The following is a 24,264-nucleotide window of genomic DNA, read 5'->3' as shown; positions in this document are numbered from 1 at the left end:
CTATGAATTGTTTATAAGTTCATAAATTTTTCTTATCAATGAAATATTGTATTTTTCCTCCATTGATCTAATAAAAGAAGGATCAACTGAATTAATATAGGCTATTTTTCCTACCAACGACATCATATCCTCTGGTGATAATTTTCCATTTAGACAATGATGAATTTCAGATCTTATTTTTCTCTTTCTTTGATGCCCAATTGAAATAAAACCGCTATCTGAAATAACTAGACCGGTAACCTCTCGATGGTATTTTTTTGTCGAAAATACCGTTTTTTCTTCATTTATTTTCAATTTTGGAGACTTAATTTCTTTAATTACATTAGAAAAAATGTTTTTTATTTCTGACAAATTTCCTGCTCTTTTTGCGGAAAAAGTCATATCATCAGCATAGCGAGTGTATGATACCTTATGTTTTTGAACTTCTCTGCATATTCTATCGTCAAAATTGAACATGAGTATATTAGATAAAATGGGAGAAGATGGCGCTCCAATTGCTAGGCGCAAAATAGAACCACGCGACTTTCGACGAAATAAGATATTTGAGGTAATATCTATATCTTCTTGTTTATTAAAAATATTATTAGCTTCACAGTATAAGCGCCAGTCATTTGACGTTATTGAAGGAAAAAAATCTGAGAAATCAAGTTTTAATATTGCCCCTGATTTTGCATGAGGCGTCGCGTTGGAGAGAATAGAAAATCCAGCACGATATGCAGTAGCACAATCATGAATAGGTAGATTAGCTAAAAATTTAGCTACTATTATTCTCTGCAGAACCTTCAGTTCTTTAGCCGGCTGTGATATTTCTCGCAAACCACCATTTCGCTTCGGTATATTATAAGTCTTGTACCGAAACGGGGCATTAGAAACAATTATCTTTACATCAGACTCACTTAAGCCTGATTCATCTGATAAAATTTTATAAATATTAGACAAATTAAACTCCATTATTTGATTTTCTTAACGCAGAATACCGAACTTCATCTTGACTTTTCCAGCAATCTCTAATCATCACTCTTCTTCTCATTTTATTTTTTTCTTTCGAATCTGATTTCATTGAAAAAACCGCAGCATCTTTGCCAGATTCCGACACCTCATTAGTGGGCAAATAATAGTCTTCAATACCCTTGGATACAATAAAAATCCAATTCACAGCACAAGCGCATAGCAAATAACCCTTTATTTCTTTTTCCTCTTTCTCAACCCCAAAAAACTTTAAAGCATGAATTATTTCGCGCTCAGTTAAAGCACCATACTCCTGTGTTAAACCGACTATTAATTTAATGATATGACCGGCATAATTTTTGTTAAATGTTCTAGGAGAAGATTTTACTTCAAGCCTTACCTTAAGGGAATTTTCCACAACCCTAACCAACTCAGACTTATTCACCTGAGCAAGTGACTTACCATTCTTCCCAAAATCCTCATCAGATATAACATGTATAGCATGTCTACCTACTTTATTGACTATTCTTCGAAGAGGCCCCAACTTAATAAAAGAATCATGACTCCAGTAATTTTCATCTATAATTACAAATAACCTATTCATTATTTCATCGATAACAGAAAATGCCCCTAATTCCGTGAGAGCGCCCTGGCTTTCACAGAACAAAATTATTAGATGAACTATCTGGGCGATATCAGTTTCAAATTTTAGAATATCATCATAAAAATTCGAAAAATTGAACTGTTGCGTAATTTCTTCAGCCTGAATTAATTCGTATTCTTTCATAATACTTGGAGGAGGAACTGCATTAAGAAATGCATCCCGGAGAGATAAAGGGGGACCATCATTATTTTGCTTGTACTGCCCCCCACATAGAAGAACGACATTGATAGGTTCATGAACATGAACTCTTTCAACATCGAAATCTTCTAAGTGAGGAAGCGATACCAAAGCTTTGCTTACCTTTAAGGACTCGGAAGATGGCTTTGGGCCATCGAGCGGAGCGGTCGCCCGGACGATGGCCCAAAGCCATCTTCCGAGGCAACAAATGTACACAATCACATTAGACCCAGCGAAACGCTAGGCCAAGCACCCTTCAAAGAAAGGCACTTTACGCGTAAGCATCCCTAAATTAGACCCTCAATCGGAGAAAATCAACGTAATTAGACGTAAAACTAACAAGATCACACCATAGCAAGCTTGCCTTCTCATTCGTGGTGGAGACACAGACGCTAATCAAAACCCCTCACCAACCGCACCCCCTCCCCCTTATCGCCAGCCGCCGGGATGAACTCGATCCCGGCGGCTTCCAGGGTGCGCCAGAGTTTCAGGTAAACATCCACGCGCACGGCCACGCCCCGTTCAAGCCGTTGAACGGTGTTCCCTGACACGACGGCCCGATCCGCCAATTCCTGCTGTGTCCAGCCCAGGAGCGAGCGTGCGGCCCTTATTTGACGCGGTGATATTCCAGTCATGCTGACAGCCCAACAGGAAATAACGCTCCCGGTTGCCCCGAACCCATGATATCAAATGGGTAAGAATTCCCAAACCAGAACCAGTCCCTACGCAACACTTCCTGTTAAACTGTTGCGTAGTGTTGCGCAGGCGGTGGTGCCGGGGCGGATGCTACGCCCTGACGATGGACTGGTTTTTCCTGCCCCTTGCCCCCATTTGTTGAAGATGGGACAATCCGACAGGTTGGGTTTACAATAGCGGGGCGACGATGACGCAAGGTGGATTGGTTCTGGAGATCAGACTGGACGCACAGGCCAAATCTGCCCCGCCCAGCCGTTCCCGCGTGGCTGCCTTCCTTGAAGGTTTCGCACGCGCTTTTGACCCCGCCCCTGTTGAGCCAGCCAATCACTTCATCCGTGATGACGCCGCCGCAATGCGGCGCGACGTGCAGGCAATGGCGGCGGGCTTTGCCAATAACAGCAAACAGCGCGCTGCAGGTTGAGTCCTCGGTCAATGGGTTCGACAGACGCTGAAAAGCCGGATGGTCAACCGATCCAGGTGACCATACCGCCTGAAATGGTGGAGGAGGTAAGGCGCGCCGGGGGCGACCCCAGCGATCCGCGTCAATGGTTGCTGGCGATCCAGAATAATTTAACCTTCCATAACGCCACCTTGCTTCCGGCAGAATTGCTGCACGATCTGGCCCGGCTGGATGAAGGGGCACGCGCGCGTCTGATCGACTCCTATCAGGCGCAACAAGCGCACCGCCATGCGCTGGAAAGCCAGGAAGCCGCCGCCAATATCCGCATCCGGGAACGGGCGCAACGCTACGCCTTGGTGATCGGCGTTTTGGGGCTGGTGCTGGCCGCCACTCTGGTGCTGCTGAAAGAAAATGCCACGGCTGGCACCGTGGCGGGATTGATCGCGCTTGTTGCCATCGGCGGGCCGGTCACGGCCAATATCCTGGCCCGCCGTATCGGCAAGGACGGGGCAACCGCCCCCAATACTTAGAATTTCTCGTCGCGTGAAACGGCCCCGGCACTCACCGGGGCCGCGCTCACCTCACCCTTTCACCGGGGTGGCGTAAAGCTGCTGGTCGGGCTTCACGCCGGCGGGCTGGCCCACCACCACGGTGGTCAGTTTGGCCGGGTCCAGCAGACGGGCGGCGACCCGCTTCACGTCGGCCAGCGTCACCGCATTGATCAAGTCATTGCGCTTGTTCAGGTAATCGATGCCCAAGCCATCCTGCTGCACCGACAGCAGCAGGCCGGCAATGGCCGCGTTATTGGTGAATTGCAGCGGGAAGCTGCCGGTCAGATAGGTTTTGGCGTCGTTCAGTTCGGCCTCGGTAATGCCGTTTTTGCCCACCTCGCCCCAAATCTGCTTGATCAGGTCGATGGCCTGGCCCGCCTTCTCGTTCATGGTGGAGCCGCTGACGCTGATCAATGCCGCATGATCATAGGGTGCCAGGCCGGAGCCCACACCATAGGTCAGCCCGCGCTTTTCCCGCACCTCGTCCATCAGGCGGGAGGAAAAGCCGCCGCCGCCCAGCGCATAATTCAGCACCGTGGCCGCGTACCAGTCCGGGTCATTGCGGCGCAGGCCTTCCTGTGCCATCACCATGATGGTCTGGGGAATCGGGCGGGGCACGGCGATGGTGCGACCCGCATTGGCCGGGCTGATATCAGCCACCGGGGCACGCTCACCCTTAGCCGGCAGGCTGCCGAAAATCTGGTCCAGCACCGGGGCCAGTTCGGTGGCACTGATATCGCCAGAAACCGCCACTTTCAGCCCGTCACGCACCAGCCGGGCACGCGTCAAGGCCAGCAGATCGTCACGGGTGATCGCCGGCAGGGTTTCCAGGGTGCCGCGCTGGGGCCGGCCATAGGGATGGTTGGGGAAAAGGCTCTCCGACAGGGCCAGTTGCGCCCAATAACCGGGGTCGGCCTGGGACCGGCGCAAGCCCGCAACCATCTGGCCGCGCACCCGCTCCACCGCCTCGCTATCGAAACGCGGTTTGGTCAGCGCCAGACGCAGCAGATCAAACGCCGTCTCCTTCGTCTCCCGCAGGGTGGTGAGGGAGCCGCCGAACTCATCCCGACCGGCACTGAAACCCAGGGAGATGGAGTTATCCTCCAGCTTGCCCTGGAAGGTCTGGGAATCCAGATCGCCCGCCCCTTCGTCCAGGGTGCTGGCGGTCAGCATGGCCAGCCCCAGCTTGTTGGCCGGGTCCAGTTCCGTGCCGCCCTCAAAAGAAAACTGGATGGCGATGATGGGGTTCTTGGTGTCGCGCACCAGCCAGGCTTCCACGCCCGACGGGCTGACCACCTTTTCGATATCGATGGCGGCGGCCGGCAGCGCCAAGCCGACAAACAGGGCGCAGGCACCGGCCAACGCCAGGGCTGTGCGACGGAACAGCATGGTGATCCTCATGGCGTGACCTCCCGACCCAGCATGTCGCCGATCAGGCTGTCCGGGCTGTATCCGGTGCTCATCGTGGGCTTGCCCAGCGCCGGGGCGGCACCACCCGGCATCGGGGGTGCATTGGGGTCGGGCAGCAGGATGCCGGTGACATGGTTATCCTGCGCCAGCACGGCGCGGGCCGCCGCATTCACCTGCTCCACCGTCACCGCCGCGATACGGTCGGGCCAAGCCTCCACATCTTCCACTGTCTGGCCGGTGGTCATGGCCTGGCCAAAGGCATAGGCGGGGCCCTGCAAGCTGTCACGGGCGAAGATGGCATCGCGCTTCAGGCGGGTTTTGGCATTCTCCACCTCCTGCGCGGTGACGCCATCCTTCAACAGCTTGGCAACTTCGGCTTCCAGCGCCTGTTCCACCACCTCCACCTTGCCGCCGGCAACCGGCGATGCGGAAAGCCCCATGGTCCCCAGGTTCAGCGCTGTCGGCTCGTACCACATGGAGGCACTGGTGGCGACGCGCTGATCCACCACCAGCGACTTGTAAAGCCGGCTGGTGGCCCCACCGCTCATGATGGTTTCCAGCACCTGCAGGGCATAGGCGTGCTGCTTGCCGCCCTCACTATAGCTGGGGGCCTTCCACAGTCGCATCCAGCTTGGCTGGCGCACCTGGGCGTCGGTCAGGCTGATACGGCGTGCCCCTTCCGTCGGCGGTTCCGTCACCCGCACGCGCGGCGGGATATCCTTCACCGGCTTCAGCTTGCCATAGGTCTTTTCAGCCAGCGGCTTCAACTGGGCGGCGGTAATATCGCCCGCCACCACCAGGATGGCATTGTTGGGGGCGTAATGGATCTTGTAGAAATCCAGCGCATCCTGGGTGGTCAGCCCCTGGATCTCATGCATCCAGCCGATGATCGGCGTGCCATAGGGGTGATGCACGAACAGCAGCGGTGCCAACTGTTCATACAGGCGCGCTGACGGGTTGTTATCCGTCCGCTGGCGCCGTTCCTCCTTGATCACATCGCGTTCCGGCAGGGTGATGGCGTCGGTCAGTTTCAGGCCGGTCATGCGATCGGCCTCCATCGACATCACCAGTTCCAGCCGGTCGCGCGCGATATTCTCGAAATAGGCTGTGTAATCGGTGGAGGTGAAGGCATTGTCCCGCCCGCCATTGCGGGCCACGGTACGGGAGAATTCCCCCGGCTTCAGCTTGGACGTGCCCTTGAACATCAGATGTTCAAGATAATGCGCAATGCCGGATTTGCCGGCATGTTCATCGGCCGACCCGACCTTGTACCACACCATATGGCTGACCACGGGGGCGCGCGGGTTGTTGATGACAACCACCTGCATCCCATTGGACAGGGTAAAGGTCTCCGGTTCGTAGACGCGGGCCATGGCAGGGGCAGCGATACCGGCGGACAGCAGGCAAAGCGCTGCACCGGTGGCCAGCGCCCGCAGGCGCCGCCCGGCCCCGCGCCGGGCCAGGGTGACGGGATGGGTTCTCACTCTACTGCGACCTCCCAGCAACGGGCGTGACCGGGAAGGATGGCCCGGTCACGAATGGGTCGCAGTGTGCCGCCGGGGAGGCGAGGCGCCAAGCGATTCCACGCCCGCCACGCATTAAATCCCGTTCACACAAACAAAAAGCCGCCGGGCGGACCGGCGGCTTTCAGGAACCAGTTAGCAGCAGCGCTTACTTCGCCGTGCTTTCCTTGCGGGTGATCGTCGGCTCCTTACCGGGCTGCACGATCTCCGGATTCGGGGCGCTGTCCTTCCAGAACAGCAGCCGGTCAACCAGGCCCTTATCCGCCACCACGACGCCCGGATTCTCCCGGTCGACGATGGCGCGGATATCGCGATTGGCCTGATCGGCACCGGCCAGCGACAGCAGGGCGCCCTCGCCCTTGCTCTGTGCCGGGTTGGTACGCGGATCGACCAGGGCACCCGTGCCGGCGCTGCTGGCACCGAACATGGAGGACTGGGCGCGGGTATCGCGCTCCAGCTCCTGCGGGCGCGGGCTACCCGGCTGCGGCGGACGCAGGTTGAAATCGGGCGGCACCTCCAGCGGGGCCCGCGACACCACCTGGAACTCATCCGGCGCACCGCGATTGCCGAGGAGGCCGCAACCGGAGAGCGACCCTGCAACGGCGATCAGCGCCAGGGCCGGGACGGCGTTACGTATCTGCTTGTACACACCCATGGTCCGATCCGTACCTTTTCAAAGCGCAAGTAACGTAGATTAACGCGGCTGCGACGGCGACAACAGCCCGTCGAGCAAAAGCAGCCCCACGCCGACAACGATGCAGGCATCCGCAACATTGAATGCCGGCCAGTGCCAGCCCGCGAGGTGAAAGTCAAGGAAATCGGCAACCGCCCCGAAACGCAGCCGGTCGATCACGTTCCCCATGGCACCGCCAACCACCATGCCAACCGCCAGGGCGGCCAGCCGCGTGGCCCCCCGCCAGACCCAGGCCACCAGCAAACCGCTGATCAGCAGGGACACGGCGATCAGCACGTAAGGCATCAGGTCCGCCCCGCTGGCGAACAGGCCGAAGCTGACGCCAAAATTCCACACCATGACGATGTTGAAGAAAGACGTCAGCTCAATGAACGGCGAATTGACAGCGCATCCGGGCCCCGTCGGACCCGACAGGCACGGCAGCACAGCGGACAGCACCCATTGCTTGGATGCCTGATCCAGAATGAAGGCAACCAAAGCCACCAGCCCGATCAGCCGCATCACCTGTGCCCGCGGCAGAACCGCCGCTGCCCCAACAACCGCCATCAACCCACTCCCAACCGGCCTGCATGACCGGCCTTCTATGCCTTAAACACGGCGGAAAGGCGGCAACCTGCCGCGACGCCCGACGAAATTCCGCCGGATGGTAGCAGCGGACACCATGGCGTCAACAATTCTGCGGTCCCCCGGCAAAACAACCGCCGCAGAACCGGCTGCCCCGCCATCGCCGACGCCCCGTTGGTTCGAATTTCGACGGTACAGGGATTGCTTGTCAGCGGACATAAAATGTCTTGTGCGGAAGGACATGCGCCATGAACATCAACTCCCTGTTTTCGCCCTCGGCAATCTTGTCCCGCTTGCAGGTCAAGCCAACCGCCGGAAGCAGCGGCACACCTGCCGCAACCACCAAGACCGCTGCTGCTCCACCGGATCTCGCCAGCCAGCAACGGGAGGAAATGGCCGCCCTGAAGCAGGAACGCGCCGCCTATGACACGCAGCGGAACAGCGAAATTCAGAAGCGACAACAGGAGTTTGAGCAGACACATGGCCGCCCCTACGGGCAGCGAGGCGATCCGCCCCTGGCTTTCCAGATGGCCCTGCCCGCCAACGAACGCGGCTACATGCCCTTTGTCAGTGCGGACCAGCAGAAGACGATTGATAATATTACTGATAAGTACCTTCAGCAGGCAAATCCTGCTGCCATGTGGGCAGAACTTACCGCACTGGGCCTGAATTCCGATCAATTGGTGAAATCAGCGAAGTATTTTACCACCCTGGACGGACATATGGCGACGCGGGAAGAGGCGACGAAGGGCGTCAACATCAAGGTCTGACGACGCAGCCATATCAAGCCACCGGATGCTGTCCATCAGAACTTCAACAACCGCCGATCAGGACCAATCCGCAGCCTCAATGAGTAGTTTTGGATATTCTTGTAATTTTACGCCTTAAGCTGCCCATATATGCTCGTAAAAATTTTAAAAATTATATCTTCGTGCATTGAATTCATCTCAATGTGCCATAGATCACCCCCTCAGATGGCATGGAACGTATACACATTCTAGAATTCCTAGCCGTCTGGTGGATCGTTCTCCGTAATAAGTGGATACGGCAATTTTAATTGCCATATCCAGAAACCATTGCCTGAACTCAAATCAACGGAGCGTAAAATGCTAAAAATAACATTCCGCGTTGTCGGTCTTTACTGCTACCTGCCCGTCCTTTATCTGGACGATGTCACTCCTTCCAGCACCGTTAAAGAGGTGATGGATTCTATCGCCAAAAAATATCCAGCCTTCAGCTATGAAGGCGGTACTGACGTTCACACGATCAGTTATGACTACACCAACAATTCCGTCCGCCCGCCCAACACAATGAAGACGCCGGATGATGGTCCGCGGGATCTGTCGGAATCATTGGGGAAGACCTCCCTGGTCTGGCAATATTATCGGTCGGTAACGGTGCCGATCAACGGCACCAATTTCGAAATCAAGATCATCAGCCCGGGCCAACCGCCTTTCGCTCAACAGCCCCTGAACGCCGATCTTATTCTGCCACCGGGGTCAAGCAGCGATATCTGCTACAACCTCACCTGGCGGCTCGTGCAAATCCAGGTCGCGCCGGAGGCGTTGAAGAAGCGGCTGGAACGTCGCCAGCAGTTCCTGGCCAAGCAGGGGATTTGACGGCCGCAATCGGCCTGCCTGAACTCTATTTGCACTCTTATACCTGCGGCATGGGCCGCACGGCGGAGACGCGATTAGTGTGAAGCATCGCCAATAATAAAAAGCCCCACCCCGATCATCCGGGGTGGGGTTTGAACGCTGTCCGCCATCGCTGGCAACAGCCGGAGATCAGCGCGTGCTGGTCGCCGTGGAGGTCGACGTGCTGGTCGGCGGGCCGGCCTCATCATCGCCGCCGCCCAGCGTCGCGGCCAGGGCACCGACGGCCGCAACACCGGCCACACCCAGCGCCGGGTACAGCCGGCCGGCCGAGAACACCGAGGCCCGGTTGCCGGCAGCACTGCCGGTGGCTTTCTGCCCCTTCTTGCCAGCCTGGGCCACCTGCATATCTGGGGAAGCCTGGGTGCTGGCAACCGGCTCCGCAGCGGACTGCGCCAGGGCGGCAGAGGGAACGGCGACCAACGCCGCAGAGATAATCAGAAGACGGGTAAAGCGGATCATCATCACATTCCACAGATAAGCACGGTCGCCCCAATGGCGCACAAGCTACCGCTCAGCGCCAGGAAGGGAAAGCGCAAAAGCACGCGGGTCAGGGATGGCCCCAATGAAGAAGCCCCAGCACTGGGCCGGGGCTTTCAACATCATACAGGCCAAGGCAGGCGACAGCCGGTCAGGCCGGATTGGCCGCCAGCCGGGTGCAGACATTGGCGATCAGGATCTGGCGGGCACGCTCCACAATCTCATCCATGCTGGGGGTACGGACAAACATGTTGGCCGCACGCTGGCGCATTTCCTCCGTCGTCGGGATATGCGGCAGATGGATATTGGCCACCAGTGCCTCCACCCGCGTCTTCGCATTTTCCGACGCCTGGCGCATCTTTTCTTCGATCTCCGCCAGGGTGGGGGTGTGGGCCAGGGCGTCGCGTACCTGGGCGGTCAGTTTGTCGATCTGAAAGCTGGCGGCCAGTTGGGCAGCCGCCGTTTCGATCACCTTGGTGCCCAGACGCTGTTCGTTGCGCACCACCGACGCCGGCGGCTCGTGCACATCCCAGACCAGGCGCAGGCCCTGCATGATCTTGATGATATAGTAGGAGGTATCCACCTCCCACCAGCGGAAGCCCTGGCGGGCGGCCGACTGATAGGCATGGTGGTTATTGTGCCAGCCCTCCCCCATGGTGGCGATGGCCAGCGCCCAGTTATTGCGGCTGTCATCGCCAGTCAGGTAACGGCGGCGGCCGACCACATGGGCCAGGGAGTTGATGCAGAAGGTAGCGTGATACAGCGCCACCGTGCTCCAGAAGAAGCCGACGATCAGGCCCGACCAGCCGAACAAGGCCCAAGTGGCAAAGCCCATCACGATGGCCGGCACATAATAATGCCGGTCCAGCCAGACCAGTTCCGGATATTTGGTCAGGTCGCCGATGGTGCGGTAATCGGCCGTGTCATGCTTGGGCGTGAAGATCCAGCCCAGATGCGCATAGAAAAAGCCCTTATGCTTGGGCGAATGCACATCCATCGGCGTATCGGAATATTTGTGATGATGCCGGTGCTTGGCCGCCCACCAGAGCGCCCCACGCTGGGCGGAGGCTTGCGCCAGGAAGGCCAGCAGGAACTGCATGACCCGGCTGGTCTTGTAGGCGCGGTGGGAGAAATAGCGGTGATAACCGCCGGTGATGCCGAACATGCGGGCACCGTAAAGCACCAGGGCCAGCGCCACATCCTGCCAATGCACGCCCGTCCAGATCGCGCCCAGGCAGGCGAGATGGACCAGCAGAAAGGGGATCATGGCGGGGTAGACAATATCGTCCGACTGGGCCGCGGTATCGCCGCGGTCGAGATCGCTGGGGGCAGTCACGTGTGAACCAGGCTCCAAAACAAGGCCATCAGGGCCGGCGGCGCACCAGCGCCACTTCAGACGAAAGTGATAATAGCATGTCACCCCCGCGATAGGGGGCAACAAAAACCGCTCCTGACCGGATGCGCGTAAGCGTCGCGGGAATAATGCACCAGCCGGATCAGGCGATCGGCCTTTCCGGTGCGGCCTGATCCGGCGCCACTGTCCGGCCCTGACGGGGCTTAGGTGAGGGGCGGGTGGCCACAAAGGTGCCGGTGCAGCAGAGAATCAGCCCCACCACGATGGGGGCGGCCGGATGGGGTGCGGTCAGATAAACAATGACCCAGGACAGCGCCATCACCCCAACAGCGGCGATCTTGGCGCGGGTGGGAATGGCCCCCTGCTCCCGCCAATCCCGCAGGGCGGGGCCGAAACGCGGATGTTCCAGAAGCTTCTGCGCTTTTTCCGGGTGTGACCGGAAGTAAGCCCAGAGGGCCACCAGCAGAAAGGGCGTGGTGGGCAGCAGGGGCAGAACAGCCCCCACCATGCCCAGCCCGACGCAGAGATAGGCCAAGGCCAGATAGAACAAGCGGCCGCGCACAGGCGTCGGACGGGCCAATGGCGATTCATCCTTTATCGTCAAGGTACCGAATCCTTTCCGACCAAACGCGAGCCGTTCGCAATAAACATGGCCTTTCCAGAGATGTGTTGCAAGTAGCCAAAGGGCGTGGGCGGAGAATCGGGGCGCGATGCCGCTGCCACGAGGCTGCGGGCCATGCATAGGCCCCCGCCCGCGCCGGCCGCTGGTCGGCAACGCGCGTCCATGCAATCTTGCGCCTCTGTTTAACCTTGCCCGCCATGGAAGCATCACCCCTGAATGGACGCCTTGGTCTATACGTTGCTGGCCGTCTCCGGGCTGCTGGGTCTGGTCAGCCTGCTGCCGGCTTTGGCCAAAAGACTGCGCCTTCCCTATACAGTGGTGCTGGCCGCCGCAGGGGTGGGCATCGGCCTGCTGATCCATGGCGGCGGTTCCTGGCTGGGTGCCGGGCCGGCGGGGGATTTCATCAAGGCCCTGGGCGAGGTGGAACTGACCTCGGCCGCCTTTCTTTATATTTTTCTGCCGGTTCTGCTGTTTGAAACGGCCTTGGCCGTCGATGTCCGCCGCCTGCTGGATGATATGGGGCCGGTGCTGCTGCTGGCCATTGTCGCCGTGCTGGTCTGCACGGCTGTGGCCGGGCTGGCTACCTGGTGGGCCTGGGGCATCTGGCATGGTCAGGCCACCCAGCGGGCCCTGGTGGTCTGTCTGCTGCTGGCCTCCATCATCGCCACCACCGATCCCGCCGCTGTGGTGGGCATTTTCCGCGACCTGGGCGCGCCCCGCCGGCTTTCCATCCTGGTGGAGGGGGAAAGCCTGTTCAACGATGCCGCCGCCATCGTGCTCTCCACCTTGCTGCTGACCATGCTGACACGCGGCGGTGAGCCCGATCTGGCGGCGGCCGGGCTGGATTTTCTGGTGAAATTCCTGGGCGGAGCGGCTGTGGGCTGGGCGATGGGCTGGGCCACGGCCCTGATCGTCACGCCTTTGCGCAATCAGGCACAGTCGGAAATCACCCTTACGCTGGCGCTGGCCTATCTCTCCTTCATCCTGGCCGAACATTATCTGCATGTGTCCGGTGTGGTGGCGGTGGTGCTGGCCGGGTTGGTGATGGCGTCGCGCGGGCGCACCCGTCTCAGCCCGGAAAGCTGGCAGGGGCTGGAGCATGTCTGGGGGCAATTGGGCTTCTGGGCCAATTCGCTGATCTTTCTGTTCGCTTCCATGCTGGTGCCACCCACCCTGTTGAATGCGAAATGGAGCCATCTGGCCCTGCTGGCCGCCCTGGTGACGGGCGCGCTGGTCGCCCGCGCCTTGGTGGTGTTTGGCCTGCTGCCGATTCTGGGCTGGATCGGCGCCAGTGACCGCATCAGCGTCCCCTATCGGGCAGTGATGACCTGGGGCGGCCTGCGCGGGGCCGTCTCGCTGGCCCTGGCCCTGGCCGTCACGGAAAACCGCCATGTGCCCAACGGCATTCAGGATACGGTGGCCGTGGTGGCCACCGGCTTTGTGCTGTTCACCCTGTTCGTGCAGGGCACCAGCCTGCGCCCGCTGATCGGCCTGCTGGGGATCGACAAGCTGACGCCGATTGAACTGAACCTGCGCAACCGGGCGCTGGGCCTGTCGCTCAGCAATGTGCGGCGCGATCTGGAGGAGGTGGCGGCGCGGTTCGGCCTGGATACCAGCCGCGCCATCGACCCGCTGCTGGAACGCGGGGCGGAACTGGCGCAGGAACAGCTGGATCTGGATGCACGCTATGGCGCGCTGTCTGTGGATGACCGGCTCTATATCGGGCTCTCCACCCTGGCCCGCTATGAAGAACAGCGCTATCTGGGCTATTTCCATGACGGACTGATCTCCCGCCTGACGGTGGAGACCCTGACCGCCGGGGCCGGGCAATTGCAGGATGGCTTGAAGACCGGCGGCCCGGCCGGTTACGATCAGATCGCCCGCAAGATGGTGCGCCCTGGTCGGGGCCTGCGGGTGGCATTGTGGCTGCATCGCCGCACCGGCGTGGAACGGCCGGTAGCCGCCCGCCTGTCCGAACGTTTCGCCATGCTGATCGCGCTGCGCTTCTGCCTGCAAGAATTGCAGCTATTCACCAGGGAGCGGCTGCAGCCCATGCTGGGCAAGGAGGCCGCCGCCGCCGTCCGGGACCGGCTGGCCGCCCGCATGAAGCGCATTGATGAGGCGATGGAGATCATCCGCCTGCAATATCCGGCCTATATTGAAAGCGTGGAGGTGCAATATCTCATCCGGGCCGGCCTGCGGATGGAAGAACGGGCCACGCAGGCCCTGTTTGAAGAAGCGCTGATCAGTCGCGAAATCCTCAACACCCTGGAACGCGACCTGCGGGAGCGGCGCCAGACGGTGGAACAGCCGCCACAGCTTGATCTGGGGCTGGCCACGCATGAGCTGGTGGGGCGTGTGCCGCTGTTCAGCGGCCTGTCCCCCGACCGGTTGAAGCGTATCGAACGCTTGCTGCGCCCGCGCCTCTATTTCCCCGGCGAACCCATCGTGCGGCGCGGGGAACGCGGCGATACGGTCTATTTCATCTCGTCGGGTGCGGTGACCGTGGAGGTGCCGGGACTGGAACAGCCGATCCGGTTGGGCACAGGGGATTTCTTTGGTGAGATCGCCCTGGTGATGGACCAGCCGCGCAATGCCGACGTAACGGCCAGCGCCTATTGCCAGTTGCTGCTGCTGGACAAGCGGGATTTCAACCGTCTCTACAATAAAGACCCGGTGCTGAAGGGCCATATTGATGAGGCCATCGCCCGCCGGCTGGTGGGGTGATATCAGGCAGCGGTGAGAGCAACCCGGCACAGAAGAGCCTGGCGGGCGTACAAAAATGCCGCAAGGCACCCATCTGCCCCCGGACAGCGCGGCATCCCTTTACTTTCCGGCGATTTTCGCCTACAAGCGCCCCACATTTTTTCACGGCGTACAGCACCCCTGGAGGCTGGCGCCATACCGACCCGGACCGGTGGGAACGGATTCCACCGGGTAAGGGTCTTTTTTGCATGTCAGGAGAGTACCATGACCCAGATTATCGCGCTCGCCGCCACGGCCCGCGACCGGGCCGGAAAGGGGACCGCCCGTGCTACGCGCCGTGATGGTCGTATCCCGGCTGTCATCTACGGCAACAAGGAAAAGCCGGTGATGATCGCCCTGGACACCACGAAGTTCACCCGTGAACTGCACCGTCCGGGCTTCTTCACCCACCTGTTCGATATCGAACTGGATGGCGTGAAGCATCGCGTTCTGCCCCGCGACGTTCAGCTGGACCCGGTCTATGACCGTCCGCTGCATGTGGACTTCCTGCGCGTCAGCGACACCACCGAAATCACCCTGAAGGTGCCGGTGGAATTCGTGAACGTTGAAACCTGCCCGGGCATCAAGCGCGGCGGTATGCTGAATATCGTTCGTCACGATATCGAAGTGTATGCCCGCGCCGCTGCCATCCCGGAGAAGATCACCGTTGATCTGGCCGGTGTTGACGTGGGTGCCTCCATCCACATCTCCGCCGTGAAGCTGCCGGAAGGCGTGCGTCCGACCATCGATGACCGCGATTTCACCATCGCGACCCTCGTCGCCCCGTCGGGCGGCAGCGACGCTGCCTGATAACAGCAAGAGACTCGAACGATGCGGTTGCTGGTCGGCCTGGGCAATCCCGGCCCGGAATATGAGCGGCACCGGCATAATGTCGGGTTCATGGCGGTGGATGATATCCACCGCCATTACGGCTTCGGCCCCTGGAAGAAACGCTTCCAGGGGTTCGTCGCCGAAGGTCTGGTGGGGGGCGACAAATGCTTCCTGCTGAAGCCACAGACCTTCATGAACCTTTCCGGCCAGTCGGTCGGGGAGGCCATGCGCTTCTACAAGCTGATCCCTGATCAGGTTATCGTCTTCCATGACGAATTGGACGTCGCCCCGGCCAAGATCCGGGTGAAGCAGGGTGGTGGTCATGGCGGCCATAACGGCCTGCGCTCCATCGATGATCACATCGGCAAGGATTACTGGCGCGTGCGCATCGGCATCGGCCATCCCGGCGATAAGGACCGGGTGCACGGCTGGGTGCTGGGCAATTTCGCCAAGGCCGACGAGTCCTGGCTGCCCAAGCTGCTGGATGCGCTGACCGGTGAATTGGCCACCTTGGTAAAAGGGGAGCCGGAGAAATACGCCTCCCGCGTTGCCTCCCTGACCCAGCCGCCGAAACCGCCCAAGGCCCCCAAGCCGCCGAAGCCCGACGCGCCTGTCTGATACAAAAGGGCACGGGAATGACCCTTGAAGGCCGGCGACTGCCGGCCCGCGGGCACATGTCCGCGTAAACCAAGCTGCCGGAGGCAGCGCCCGGCACCTGAGGGAGCTTTGTATGAGACTCCCCCTACCCTTCCCGCTTGTAAGGGCTCTCCGCCATCAGGGCGGTGATTTCCTGCGCCATGGCGGCACGTTCATTGTCCAGGAAACCGGCCACCGCATCGCGCAGGCCCGGATGGGTCAGGTGATGCACGCTGTAGGTTTCCACCGGCAGATAGCCGCGCTGGATTTTATGTTCGCCTTGGGCGCCAGCCTCCACCCGCGCCAGCCCGCGCTCAATGGCGAAATCCAGCGCGCGATAGTAACAAGCCTCAAAATGCAAGAACGGGTATTCCCCGGCCCCGCCCCAGTTGCGGCCATAAAGCGTGTCGCCACCCAGCAGGTTCAAGGCACCGCCGACCCAGCGGGTGCCATCACGGGCCATGACCAGAACCACCTGATCGGCCATCGTTTCCCCTAAGCGGAAAAAGAACTCCCGCGTCAGATAGGGCCAGCCCCATTTCCGGTCAGAGGTGGCGCGGTATAGCCGGTCGAACGCATCCCAATGTTCCTCGCGCAGCTCATCCCCGGTCAGGGTGACCAGCGTCAGCCCGCTATCGGCCACCGCCTGGCGCTCCTTGCGCACCGCCTTGCGCTTGCGGGAACTGAACTGGGCCAGGAAATCGTCGAAGCTCCGATAGCCCTGATTGGTCCAATGATATTGGGTGCCGATGCGTCCTAGCCAGCCGCGTTCGGTGAAATCCTGATATTCCGCCGCCGTCACGAAATTCACATGCACGCCGGAAAGCTCATTATCCTCGGCCAACCGGCGCAGCCCCGTCATCATCACCGCCGCCACACCCGGCGGCGCATCGGCGCGCAGCAGCAGCCGAGGGCCGGTGACAGGGGTGAAGGGAACGGCGGAAAGAAGCTTGGGATAATAATCGCCGCCGGCATTTTCAAAGGCGCGCGCCCAACCCTGGTCGAAGACATACTCGCCATAGGAATGGGATTTCACATAAAGCGGCATGGCCGCGAGCAGGCGGCCGCCCCCATCGCAGAGCGTCAGGTGACGCGGCTGCCAGCCGGTGTCCCCCCCGACAGAACCGCTCTGTTCCAGAATGCGCAGAAAATCATGGCTGATGAAGGGGTTCTCGGCCCCACCCGGCACCCCGGCGGCACAGGAGGCCCAGTCGGCAGCGGGAATGTCGCTGATACTGTCCACCAGCTTCAGCGTAATGGTGCCGGGGGGCGTGCCTGTTTCCATATCGCTCAACATTCCGTCACGTCTGCGACAGACGATATGGCACCAGGGGCCGGCCCGCCAAGGGCCAACCCCTGAAAAGATAATGTTTTACGCCACTTCGAAGATCGCCTCGACCTCCACCGCCACGCCCAGCGGCAGGGAAGACGCGGAAACGGCGGAGCGGGCGTGGCGGCCAGCTTCACCGAACACTTCCTGCATCAGTTCCGAGGCACCGTTGATCACCTTGGGCTGATCATTGAAGTCGCCCGTGGAATTGACGAAGCCGACCAGCTTCACCACGCGGGTGATCCGGTCCAGATCGCCATCCAGCGCCGCCTTGGCCTGGGCGATCAGGTTCAGCGCGCAGGTGCGGGCGGCCTCGCGCCCTTCCTCAATGCCGTAACCGGCACCCAGCTTGCCGACATGGCGCAGTTCGCCATTCCACAGCGGAATCTGGCCGGAGATGAACAGCTGGTTGCCGGTGCGCACGGCCGGCACATAGGCCGCCACCGGGGCCGCCGCCTTCGGCAGTTCAATCCCCAGTTCCGCCAGACGCGCATCAATACGACCTGACATGAAATCCTCCTGTATGTTGATTGCTGCAAGTTTCGGCATACGGGTCCGGCCGAAACGCTGGTTAAGCCTCTGTTTAGCGCTTCAATGCGCCGCCATGAAAGGCCGTTCTGTTGTCTCACGGTGCCAATGTATAGAGGTGCAGAACCTCCTTACGACCCCGCGAATAGTTGAAGCCGGCCAGTTCCACCAGCAGGCGCGGCGTCCGCCCCTGGGCGGCAAGCCCCGCCATGAAGGCATCCTCCTCCCGTCCCTTGGTTACCAGACCGACGGCGCAGGCGGGATCGGCCAGCAGATGGCCGGCCACCATATCCCCGCCGCCCAGCCTTGTATTGGTGCCGACCAGAAACACCATGCTGGGTTCGTTATAGCCGCCCGCCGCCAGCACGGAATGGCCACAGGGCCGCGTGCGGGTGAAGGCATCGGCCACCTGCGGGCTGAGCCACATGGGTTTCAGCGCTGGCAAGGCCACACCGAACAGCAACACAAAGGTCGCCACCGCCCCGCCCAGGCCGGCCAACAGCAGCCGGTCACCATCGCCACGCCGGTCGAACAGGAACATGGCCCCCACCGTCACCAGCACGCCCAGCGCCGCCAGAAGGGCGGTGAAGACCGGCCCCCCGGTCAATTGAATGGGGAAGACCACCAGCGCGCCGGCAAAACCCAGCCCCACCAGCCCGCCCAGGGCCAGCGCCCCCCGGCGCCACCAGCGATCCCCCGGAACCGACAACCCATCCACCCGGTCCTGCAGGGCCGCCACCGACAGCATGGCCACCGCTGGCAGCACCGGCAGCAGGTAATGCGGCAGCTTGGTCACCACCCCCTCGTGAATCACCCAGGTGGGGATGATCCAGGCGGCACAGAAGCGCACGGCATCGACATGCCGGTGCCGCCAGGCCCATGGGATGGCCGGCAGGGCCAGGAAGGCCCAGGGCCAGAAGGTCAGCCAAAAGGTGGCCAGGAAATAGCCGGGCGGTGCGCCATGGCTTTCCTGTCCGGCATTGGCCTTGCCGAGAAATTCATGCCCGATGGCATAGCTGAAAAAGGCCCCCTTGGTGACGATGGCAATCGCCACCAGCCAGGGCAGCACCACGGCCAGCAGCAGCGGCACCCCGATGGCGGGGCGCAGCCGTTTCAGCCAGCCGGCCCGCCGGTCCATGGCCCAAAGGGCGGCGCAGGCCGTCCCCACCACCATGATGATGATCGGCCCCTTGATCAGGATGCCCAGCCCCAGTGACAGCCAGAACAGCAGCACCATCCCCAGCGGGGCGGCAAAGGGCTTTTCCCGGTCCATATAAAGATGCGCCAGCACCAGCATGGCCCCCAGAATGCAGGCCAGTTGGGCCGCATCGGTCTTTGCCATGCGTGCTTCCACGCCCAGAATGACGCAAGCTGCCATCATCAAACCGGCGGCCAACCCCACTGTGGCACCAAACAGCCGTGCCCCAATCCCAGCCGTCAGCAGCACCGACACGACCGCCCCGATCAGGGAGGGGATGCGGTACATCCAGATCGGCGCATCGGTGGCATCGCCGCCCAGCGCCTTCACCGCCGTCACCTGCGCCCAATAGATGCCCACCGGCTTCTTATGCCGCGCCTCATCCTGGAAGCGGATATCGACATAATCGCCCGTCTCCAGCATTTGCCGGCTGGCCTGGACATAGCGCGACTCGTCGCGGTCAAAGGGCGGGATACCGGCGAATCCCGGCAGAAAGGCCGCCAGCGCCACCAGGAGCAACAGCAGCCAATGCACCGGCTGCAAGACGGCCGGGCGGTAAAGCCGGCTCATTCCGCCACCGCCGCCGTCTGGCGGGCGGCCGGCACCACCCGGCCCAGCTTGTGCCGGCGGATCAGCACAATGTTGCGGGCATAGATGATCATGGCCGGGATCTGCCCGGCGATGATGACGATATCCGGCCGCAGCACGCCATAGATGATCAGCATCATGCCGCCGCCCAGAGAGAAATACCAGAAGGCTTCCGGCATCACGCTGCGCCCGGCCCGTTCAGAACTGATCCACTGCACCAGAAAGCGCATCATGAACATGATCTGCGCCGACAGGCCGAACAGCACCAGCCAGCCCTTGTCGGCAATGGCGGCATTCCACCAGGCCTCGATATGGGTCCAGATCATTCCGCTTCCTCCACGGCCTGGATGCCCGGCAGATGGGTCCGGCGCAACAGCCAGTAGACACCCATCAGGTCGAACAGGCCAACAGCCGCGCGGCTGAGATTGGTATATTTTGAGGTACCGGCTATCCGTGCCCGGTCATTCACCGGCAGGTTCACATAAACCTCTCCCCGGCTGCGCACCAGGGCCGGCAGATAGCGGTGCTGGCTGTCAAAATAGGGCAGGTCCAGGAACAGGTCGCGGCGGATCAGTTTCAAGGCACAGCCCGTATCGGGGCAGGAATCGCGCAGCACCGCCCGGCGGATGGCATTGCCCAGCCGCGAGGTGATGCGCTTGGACAGGCTGGCATCACGACGCCGCCGATTGCCGGCCACCATGCCGATACCGGGATTGCGCTGCATTTCGGCCAGCAGCAGGGGAATATCCGCCGGGTCGTTCTGCAGGTCGCCATCCATCATCAGCAGCCATTCACCCCGCGCCACTTGGCCGGCAGTGCGCATGGCCGCACTTTTTCCGGCGCGGTATTCGTGGCGGATCAGTCGGAGACCAGGATAAAGCCCCAGCAGTTCCTGCACGCGCACCACGGTTTCATCGGTGGAGCCGTCATCGACCAGCAGCAGTTCAAATTCCAGCGTGCCGCGCAGCGTTTCATAAATCTCCGCGACCAGAGGCTGGACATTATCCTGCTCGTTCATGAGCGGGATCAATATCGAGAACAAACCCGACCTCCCCTGAGCCGACGGCCCCGCTGGTGCTGTACATATTCGATTGGGATTAAACCCGCGCCGGAAAAAGGGGAAGTGACGGTTTGTTAACACTGCCAAGCGGCAGCGCGGCAGGTGTCGTATGTCCTCGCAAGACAAGCCAATCCGGGAAGTCAGAAAAATATTCATATATGAATAAATGGCATAAATTTTTAACTGGTTAAATATATGAAAGAAAAATAACCTATACAAAAGGATATGCCAGAAATAAAAAGAAGACTTTCTATCTTTAGTTATCTAGCCGGGAGAGTTGAGATGCGCCTGTCCGATTTATCTTTTCGGACCCGGATCATTGGATCCTTTGGATTGATGCTCATTGTCACAGCTTTTCTTGGGTTGTTTTCACTGAACGGTATGTCCGCCATGGGCGAAGCCGGCAATGAAGTAATGACCAACACCATGCCATCCATCGTCGCCAGCAATAAATTGCTGACGAATATCCTGCAAGTGCGTCGCTTCCAGGCTACCGCGATTATCGAAAATGATCCGGATAAGCTGAAAGAACATCAAAAGACTATTGCCGCGCTGGAAAGTGACATACTCAAGGTTCGGAGAGACTACGAAGCATTGGTGGATATAGAGCGGGCAGAAATTACCCGCTTCGATCAGGCGTGGGCCATTTTCCAGCCCAGCAGCAGCGCCATTTTGCAGAAGCTGGGCGCTGGCGATGCGCTGGGCGCAACCGCCCTGTTCCAGGGTGACAGCCGCGCAGCCGTCAATGAAATGTTCAAGGCCTTGGACAGGGCCGTCGCGGTAAATGAGAGTGAGGGCGAGAATGCCAGCCACACCATGCAATCGGAGTGGGATCGGGCGCGCACGGTAGCGATGAGCGCCCTTGCCGTCGCCCTGGTTCTGGCAGTGGCTATTGGCTTTACCATTACCCGCGCCATCACCGTCCCCACCAACCGGCTGACGCAATGCATGTCCCTGCTGAGCCAGAAGCAGTTGGGAACGGAGATTTTCGGCCTGGACCGCCAGGATGAGATCGGTTCCATGGCACGCGCCGTCCAGGTGTTCAAGGAAGGGCTGATCCAGGCCGACGCGCTGGCTGCCGCCCAGCAGTCGGAGGAGGAGGCCAAGAACCGCCGCGCGGCGCAGATCGACCGGCTGATCCAGGCCTTTGACAGCGAATCCGGTGAGACCTTGCGCAACGTCACCGACGCCGCCCATGATCTGGACAGCACCGCCCACACCATGTCGGCCCTGTCGGAACAGACCAGCCGGCAAGCCGCCGATGCTGCCGCCTCGGCAGAACAGACGACATCAAATGTGGAAACGGTGGCCGCCGCCAGCGAGCAGATGGTGGCCAGCATCACCGAGATCAATCAACAGATCTACCGCGCCAAGCAGGTGGCCGGGGAGGCCGCCTCCGGGGTGCGCCAGACCGACCAGACGGTCACCGGGCTGGCCCAGGCGGCCCAGCGGATCGGCGATGTGGTGGGGCTGATCCAGGCCATCGCGGCCCAGACCAACCTGCTGGCCCTGAACGCCACCATTGAAGCCGCAAGGGCGGGAGAGGCCGGCAAGGGCTTCGCCGTCGTCGCCTCCGAAGTGAAGAACCTGGCCAGCCAGACGGCCAAGGCAACCGAGGAAATCGCCGTGCAGATCGCCGCCATCCAGAAGGTTTCCGGTGAGACCTGCAACGCCATTCAGGCCATTGGCCGCACCATCGACGAGGTGAACGATATCTCCACCTCCATCGCCGCCGCCATGGAGGAACAGGGCGCTTCCACGGCGGAGATCAGCCGCAATGTCACCCAGGCAGCGGCCGGCACGCGGAACGTCTCCGGCAATGTCGATCAGTTGATGCAGGCGGCAGCAGAGTCGGGTGAGGCGGCCGGCCAGGTGCTGATGGCCGCCGCCGGCCTGTCCAGCCAGTCGGACAGCCTGAAACAGGCGGTGGAACGGTTCCTGGCGGCCATCAAGGCCGCCTGAACCGGAACGGCGCTATCCCGCCCAGTCACCCGTGCGGCCTGCTATTTCCCACAGGTCGCACGGGTGAACTGCACGCCGATGGCATTCATCCGGGCAACGGCCAGATCCAGCGACCCGTTCATATCGATGGGACGGCAAGCATCCTCAATCACGATGGGTTGAAAACCGCAGCGCGCCGAATCCTCCGCTGAATAGGAGACGCAGTAATCCAGCGCCAGCCCGGCAAAGAACAGCCGGCGGAAACCGCGTTCCCGGCAATAGCCGGTTAACCCGGTCGGGGTGATGCCGTCATTTTCAAAAAAGGCGGAATAGCTGTCGATGGCAGGGCGGAAGCCCTTGCGCACCACCATATCGGCAGCCAGCGTCAACAGATCGGGGTGGAATTCCGCCCCCGCGGTGCCCTGCACACAATGATCGGGCCACAGTGTCTGCGGGCCATAGGGCATCTCAACCATATCATAGGGTGCCCGGCCGGGATGAACGGAGGCGAAGGAGGAATGGCCCGCCGGGTGCCAATCCTGTGTCAGCACAATCCCCGCCCCCGCCGCCTTGAAGCGGCGGATCAGGTCATTGGCCAGCGGTACCACGGCGTCCCCGTCTGGTACGGCCAAGGCGCCACCACCACAGAAATCATTCTGGATATCCACCAGCACCAGCAGATCGCCCGCCTCGGGATCAAGAGTTGTGCGCATGGCCGCCACCCGTCATTGCCAAACCCCATCAATAGGGGATACGGTCCGCCTTCACAATCCAGTCATTAAAAACGGCGAGGGCGGCCTTGCTGGGCCGGTGCTGGCAGGGGATGATCCTGGCATCAGGGGGCAACGGTACCTGTTCATAGATCAGCGCATCGTCAAAGCCGATGGCGGCCGCCTGATCGCGGGTATTGCCATAGACGATGCGATCCACCCGCGCCCACAGGGCCGAGGCCAGACACATCGGGCAAGGCTCACAACTGGCATAAAGCGTGGCAGCGCGCAGATCAAAGCGCGACAGGCGCTGACAGGCATCCCGGATGGCCACCACCTCGGCATGGGCCGTGGGATCATTGGTGGAGGTGACGCGGTTCCAGCCCCGCCCCACCACCTGCCCCCCCAGCACCACCACGGAGCCGAAGGGGCCGCCATCACCAGCCTCCATCCCCTGGCGGGACAGCGCGGCCGCCAGGCTCAGGAAATGCTGGTCTTGGGCATCCGGGTGGTTATCGGCGTGATCGGTCATCGGGGTTCCCTTGCTATGCGTCGCCGCAGCTTCATCCAAGGCTACCCCCTCAGCAACCGATCACGCCAGCGGCATCAGATGCGTCCCATCAACAGCAGGATCAGCAGCACCACGACCACCACGGTCAACAGTCCGCTGGGCCCATAGCCCCAGGCACGGGAATGCGGCCAGGCCGGCAGCACGCCGATCAGGATGAGAATCAGGATGATCAACAGGATGGTGGTCATGGTCCGGCGGTTCCTTCTTATCGTTCAGCGCCCATTGGCGATATGTGCTGAACGCCCTGGTGCCGCCAGCGCTCCCACCAGCGGTGGGATTAACCCGCCCGAATGCCGCCGATGGCCGATCATGCGCGAAAGAGCGATGGGGATTGACGCAACCGCTGCCACCCGCTTAGCTGCACCGGTACCGGCGCGCCTGCCGGCAC

26 protein-coding genes are annotated in these 24,264 nt (G+C 60.5%); 8 read left to right on the top strand and 18 right to left on the bottom strand.

All coding sequences use genetic code 11. From position 1 onward, the window contains the following. The 3 genes from PCJ49_RS09520 to PCJ49_RS09510 all read right to left on the bottom strand — a co-directional run bounded on the left by PCJ49_RS09520 (position 1) and on the right by PCJ49_RS09510 (position 2,424). Positions 1-951, bottom strand: coding sequence for a retron St85 family RNA-directed DNA polymerase (locus PCJ49_RS09520; protein WP_269910724.1), 951 nt, complete (start codon positions 949-951; stop codon positions 1-3). Further along, positions 941-1,900: a retron St85 family effector protein gene (locus tag PCJ49_RS09515; protein WP_269910723.1), complete on the bottom strand. Its 960-nt coding sequence runs from the start codon at positions 1,898-1,900 to the stop codon at positions 941-943. The genes PCJ49_RS09520 and PCJ49_RS09515 overlap by 11 nt, the downstream gene beginning before the upstream one ends. 281 nt (positions 1,901-2,181) lie before the next feature. Beyond that, positions 2,182-2,424 carry a helix-turn-helix domain-containing protein gene (locus tag PCJ49_RS09510; protein ID WP_269910722.1) on the bottom strand — a complete coding sequence of 81 codons (243 nt, stop codon included), beginning with the start codon at positions 2,422-2,424 and terminating at the stop codon, positions 2,182-2,184. A 263-nt stretch (positions 2,425-2,687) separates the two neighbouring features. Here PCJ49_RS09510 and PCJ49_RS09505 point away from each other — a divergent pair, with 263 nt between their 5' ends. After that, positions 2,688-2,906: a hypothetical protein gene (locus PCJ49_RS09505; protein ID WP_269910721.1), complete on the top strand. Its 219-nt coding sequence runs from the start codon at positions 2,688-2,690 to the stop codon at positions 2,904-2,906. A gap of 56 nt (positions 2,907-2,962) precedes the next feature. Continuing rightward, positions 2,963-3,415: a hypothetical protein gene (locus PCJ49_RS09500; RefSeq protein ID WP_269910720.1), complete on the top strand. Its 453-nt coding sequence runs from the start codon at positions 2,963-2,965 to the stop codon at positions 3,413-3,415. Between the two features lie 51 nt (positions 3,416-3,466). Here PCJ49_RS09500 and PCJ49_RS09495 read toward each other — a convergent pair whose 3' ends face one another. From PCJ49_RS09495 to lspA, 4 genes are all read right to left on the bottom strand, one after another. Next, a complete protein-coding gene (locus tag PCJ49_RS09495; protein ID WP_269910719.1) occupies positions 3,467-4,837 on the bottom strand; it encodes a pitrilysin family protein in 1,371 nt (456 codons plus the stop codon). Next, on the bottom strand, positions 4,834-6,330 hold the full coding sequence (locus PCJ49_RS09490; RefSeq protein WP_269910718.1) for a pitrilysin family protein: 1,497 nt from the start codon (positions 6,328-6,330) through the stop codon (positions 4,834-4,836). Before PCJ49_RS09490 ends, PCJ49_RS09495 begins: the two co-directional genes overlap by 4 nt. A 187-nt stretch (positions 6,331-6,517) precedes the next feature. Beyond that, positions 6,518-7,024: a DUF3035 domain-containing protein gene (locus PCJ49_RS09485; RefSeq protein ID WP_269910717.1), complete on the bottom strand. Its 507-nt coding sequence runs from the start codon at positions 7,022-7,024 to the stop codon at positions 6,518-6,520. A gap of 39 nt (positions 7,025-7,063) precedes the next feature. Further along, positions 7,064-7,609, bottom strand: coding sequence for a signal peptidase II (gene lspA / locus PCJ49_RS09480; protein WP_269910716.1), 546 nt, complete (start codon positions 7,607-7,609; stop codon positions 7,064-7,066). 266 nt (positions 7,610-7,875) lie between these two features. Between lspA and PCJ49_RS09475 the strand changes: the two genes are divergently transcribed. Together PCJ49_RS09475 and PCJ49_RS09470 are read left to right on the top strand one after the other, a co-directional pair. After that, the gene (locus PCJ49_RS09475) at positions 7,876-8,397 is read left to right on the top strand and encodes a hypothetical protein (protein ID WP_269910715.1); all 522 of its coding nucleotides are present in this window, start codon (positions 7,876-7,878) and stop codon (positions 8,395-8,397) included. Between the two features lie 306 nt (positions 8,398-8,703). Next, entirely contained in the window at positions 8,704-9,246 is a 543-nt protein-coding gene (locus PCJ49_RS09470) for a hypothetical protein (RefSeq protein ID WP_269910714.1), read from the top strand. Between the two features lie 168 nt (positions 9,247-9,414). On the opposite strand, the gene PCJ49_RS09465 is transcribed toward PCJ49_RS09470, so the two are convergent. The 3 genes from PCJ49_RS09465 to PCJ49_RS09455 all read right to left on the bottom strand — a co-directional run bounded on the left by PCJ49_RS09465 (position 9,415) and on the right by PCJ49_RS09455 (position 11,720). Further along, a complete protein-coding gene (locus PCJ49_RS09465) occupies positions 9,415-9,747 on the bottom strand; it encodes a hypothetical protein (protein ID WP_269910713.1) in 333 nt (110 codons plus the stop codon). 166 nt (positions 9,748-9,913) lie between these two features. Then, positions 9,914-11,098 (bottom strand): fatty acid desaturase, encoded by a 1,185-nt coding sequence (locus PCJ49_RS09460; RefSeq protein ID WP_269910712.1) that lies wholly within the window; start codon positions 11,096-11,098, stop codon positions 9,914-9,916. A gap of 160 nt (positions 11,099-11,258) precedes the next feature. After that, the gene (locus PCJ49_RS09455; protein ID WP_269910711.1) at positions 11,259-11,720 is read right to left on the bottom strand and encodes a YbaN family protein; all 462 of its coding nucleotides are present in this window, start codon (positions 11,718-11,720) and stop codon (positions 11,259-11,261) included. Between the two features lie 234 nt (positions 11,721-11,954). Between PCJ49_RS09455 and PCJ49_RS09450 the strand changes: the two genes are divergently transcribed. The 3 genes from PCJ49_RS09450 to pth all read left to right on the top strand — a co-directional run bounded on the left by PCJ49_RS09450 (position 11,955) and on the right by pth (position 15,932). After that, the gene (locus PCJ49_RS09450) at positions 11,955-14,465 is read left to right on the top strand and encodes a cation:proton antiporter (RefSeq protein ID WP_269910710.1); all 2,511 of its coding nucleotides are present in this window, start codon (positions 11,955-11,957) and stop codon (positions 14,463-14,465) included. Between the two features lie 243 nt (positions 14,466-14,708). Further along, positions 14,709-15,293: a 50S ribosomal protein L25/general stress protein Ctc gene (locus PCJ49_RS09445; protein ID WP_269910709.1), complete on the top strand. Its 585-nt coding sequence runs from the start codon at positions 14,709-14,711 to the stop codon at positions 15,291-15,293. Positions 15,294-15,314: 21 nt separating this feature from the next. Next, positions 15,315-15,932, top strand: a complete 618-nt coding sequence (gene pth, locus PCJ49_RS09440; protein WP_269910708.1) for an aminoacyl-tRNA hydrolase — start codon at positions 15,315-15,317, stop codon at positions 15,930-15,932. 124 nt (positions 15,933-16,056) lie between these two features. Here pth and PCJ49_RS09435 read toward each other — a convergent pair whose 3' ends face one another. From PCJ49_RS09435 to PCJ49_RS09415, 5 genes are all read right to left on the bottom strand, one after another. After that, positions 16,057-17,247 carry a GNAT family N-acetyltransferase gene (locus PCJ49_RS09435; protein WP_269910707.1) on the bottom strand — a complete coding sequence of 397 codons (1,191 nt, stop codon included), beginning with the start codon at positions 17,245-17,247 and terminating at the stop codon, positions 16,057-16,059. A gap of 75 nt (positions 17,248-17,322) precedes the next feature. Further along, entirely contained in the window at positions 17,323-17,790 is a 468-nt protein-coding gene (locus tag PCJ49_RS09430) for a RidA family protein (RefSeq protein ID WP_269910706.1), read from the bottom strand. A gap of 115 nt (positions 17,791-17,905) precedes the next feature. Beyond that, entirely contained in the window at positions 17,906-19,576 is a 1,671-nt protein-coding gene (locus PCJ49_RS09425; protein WP_269910705.1) for a glycosyltransferase family 39 protein, read from the bottom strand. Continuing rightward, complete coding sequence (locus PCJ49_RS09420) at positions 19,573-19,920, bottom strand: lipid-A-disaccharide synthase N-terminal domain-containing protein (protein WP_269910704.1); 348 nt, start codon at positions 19,918-19,920, stop codon at positions 19,573-19,575. The genes PCJ49_RS09425 and PCJ49_RS09420 overlap by 4 nt, the downstream gene beginning before the upstream one ends. Next, entirely contained in the window at positions 19,917-20,624 is a 708-nt protein-coding gene (locus PCJ49_RS09415; protein ID WP_269910881.1) for a glycosyltransferase family 2 protein, read from the bottom strand. Before PCJ49_RS09415 ends, PCJ49_RS09420 begins: the two co-directional genes overlap by 4 nt. A gap of 255 nt (positions 20,625-20,879) precedes the next feature. Between PCJ49_RS09415 and PCJ49_RS09410 the strand changes: the two genes are divergently transcribed. Further along, complete coding sequence (locus PCJ49_RS09410) at positions 20,880-22,616, top strand: methyl-accepting chemotaxis protein (RefSeq protein WP_347710431.1); 1,737 nt, start codon at positions 20,880-20,882, stop codon at positions 22,614-22,616. Between the two features lie 41 nt (positions 22,617-22,657). Here PCJ49_RS09410 and pncA read toward each other — a convergent pair whose 3' ends face one another. The 3 genes from pncA to PCJ49_RS09395 all read right to left on the bottom strand — a co-directional run bounded on the left by pncA (position 22,658) and on the right by PCJ49_RS09395 (position 24,064). Further along, entirely contained in the window at positions 22,658-23,308 is a 651-nt protein-coding gene (gene pncA, locus PCJ49_RS09405) for a bifunctional nicotinamidase/pyrazinamidase (protein WP_269910702.1), read from the bottom strand. A gap of 28 nt (positions 23,309-23,336) precedes the next feature. Beyond that, on the bottom strand, positions 23,337-23,837 hold the full coding sequence (locus PCJ49_RS09400) for a nucleoside deaminase (protein WP_269910701.1): 501 nt from the start codon (positions 23,835-23,837) through the stop codon (positions 23,337-23,339). Between the two features lie 74 nt (positions 23,838-23,911). Further along, entirely contained in the window at positions 23,912-24,064 is a 153-nt protein-coding gene (locus tag PCJ49_RS09395) for a DUF3309 family protein (protein WP_089288086.1), read from the bottom strand. Between the last annotated feature and the right edge of the window lie 200 nt (positions 24,065-24,264).

Source organism: Niveispirillum sp. BGYR6 (assembly GCF_027568365.1).
GTDB lineage: Bacteria > Pseudomonadota > Alphaproteobacteria > Azospirillales > Azospirillaceae > Niveispirillum.
This window is presented reverse-complemented; position numbering and strand designations above follow the sequence as displayed.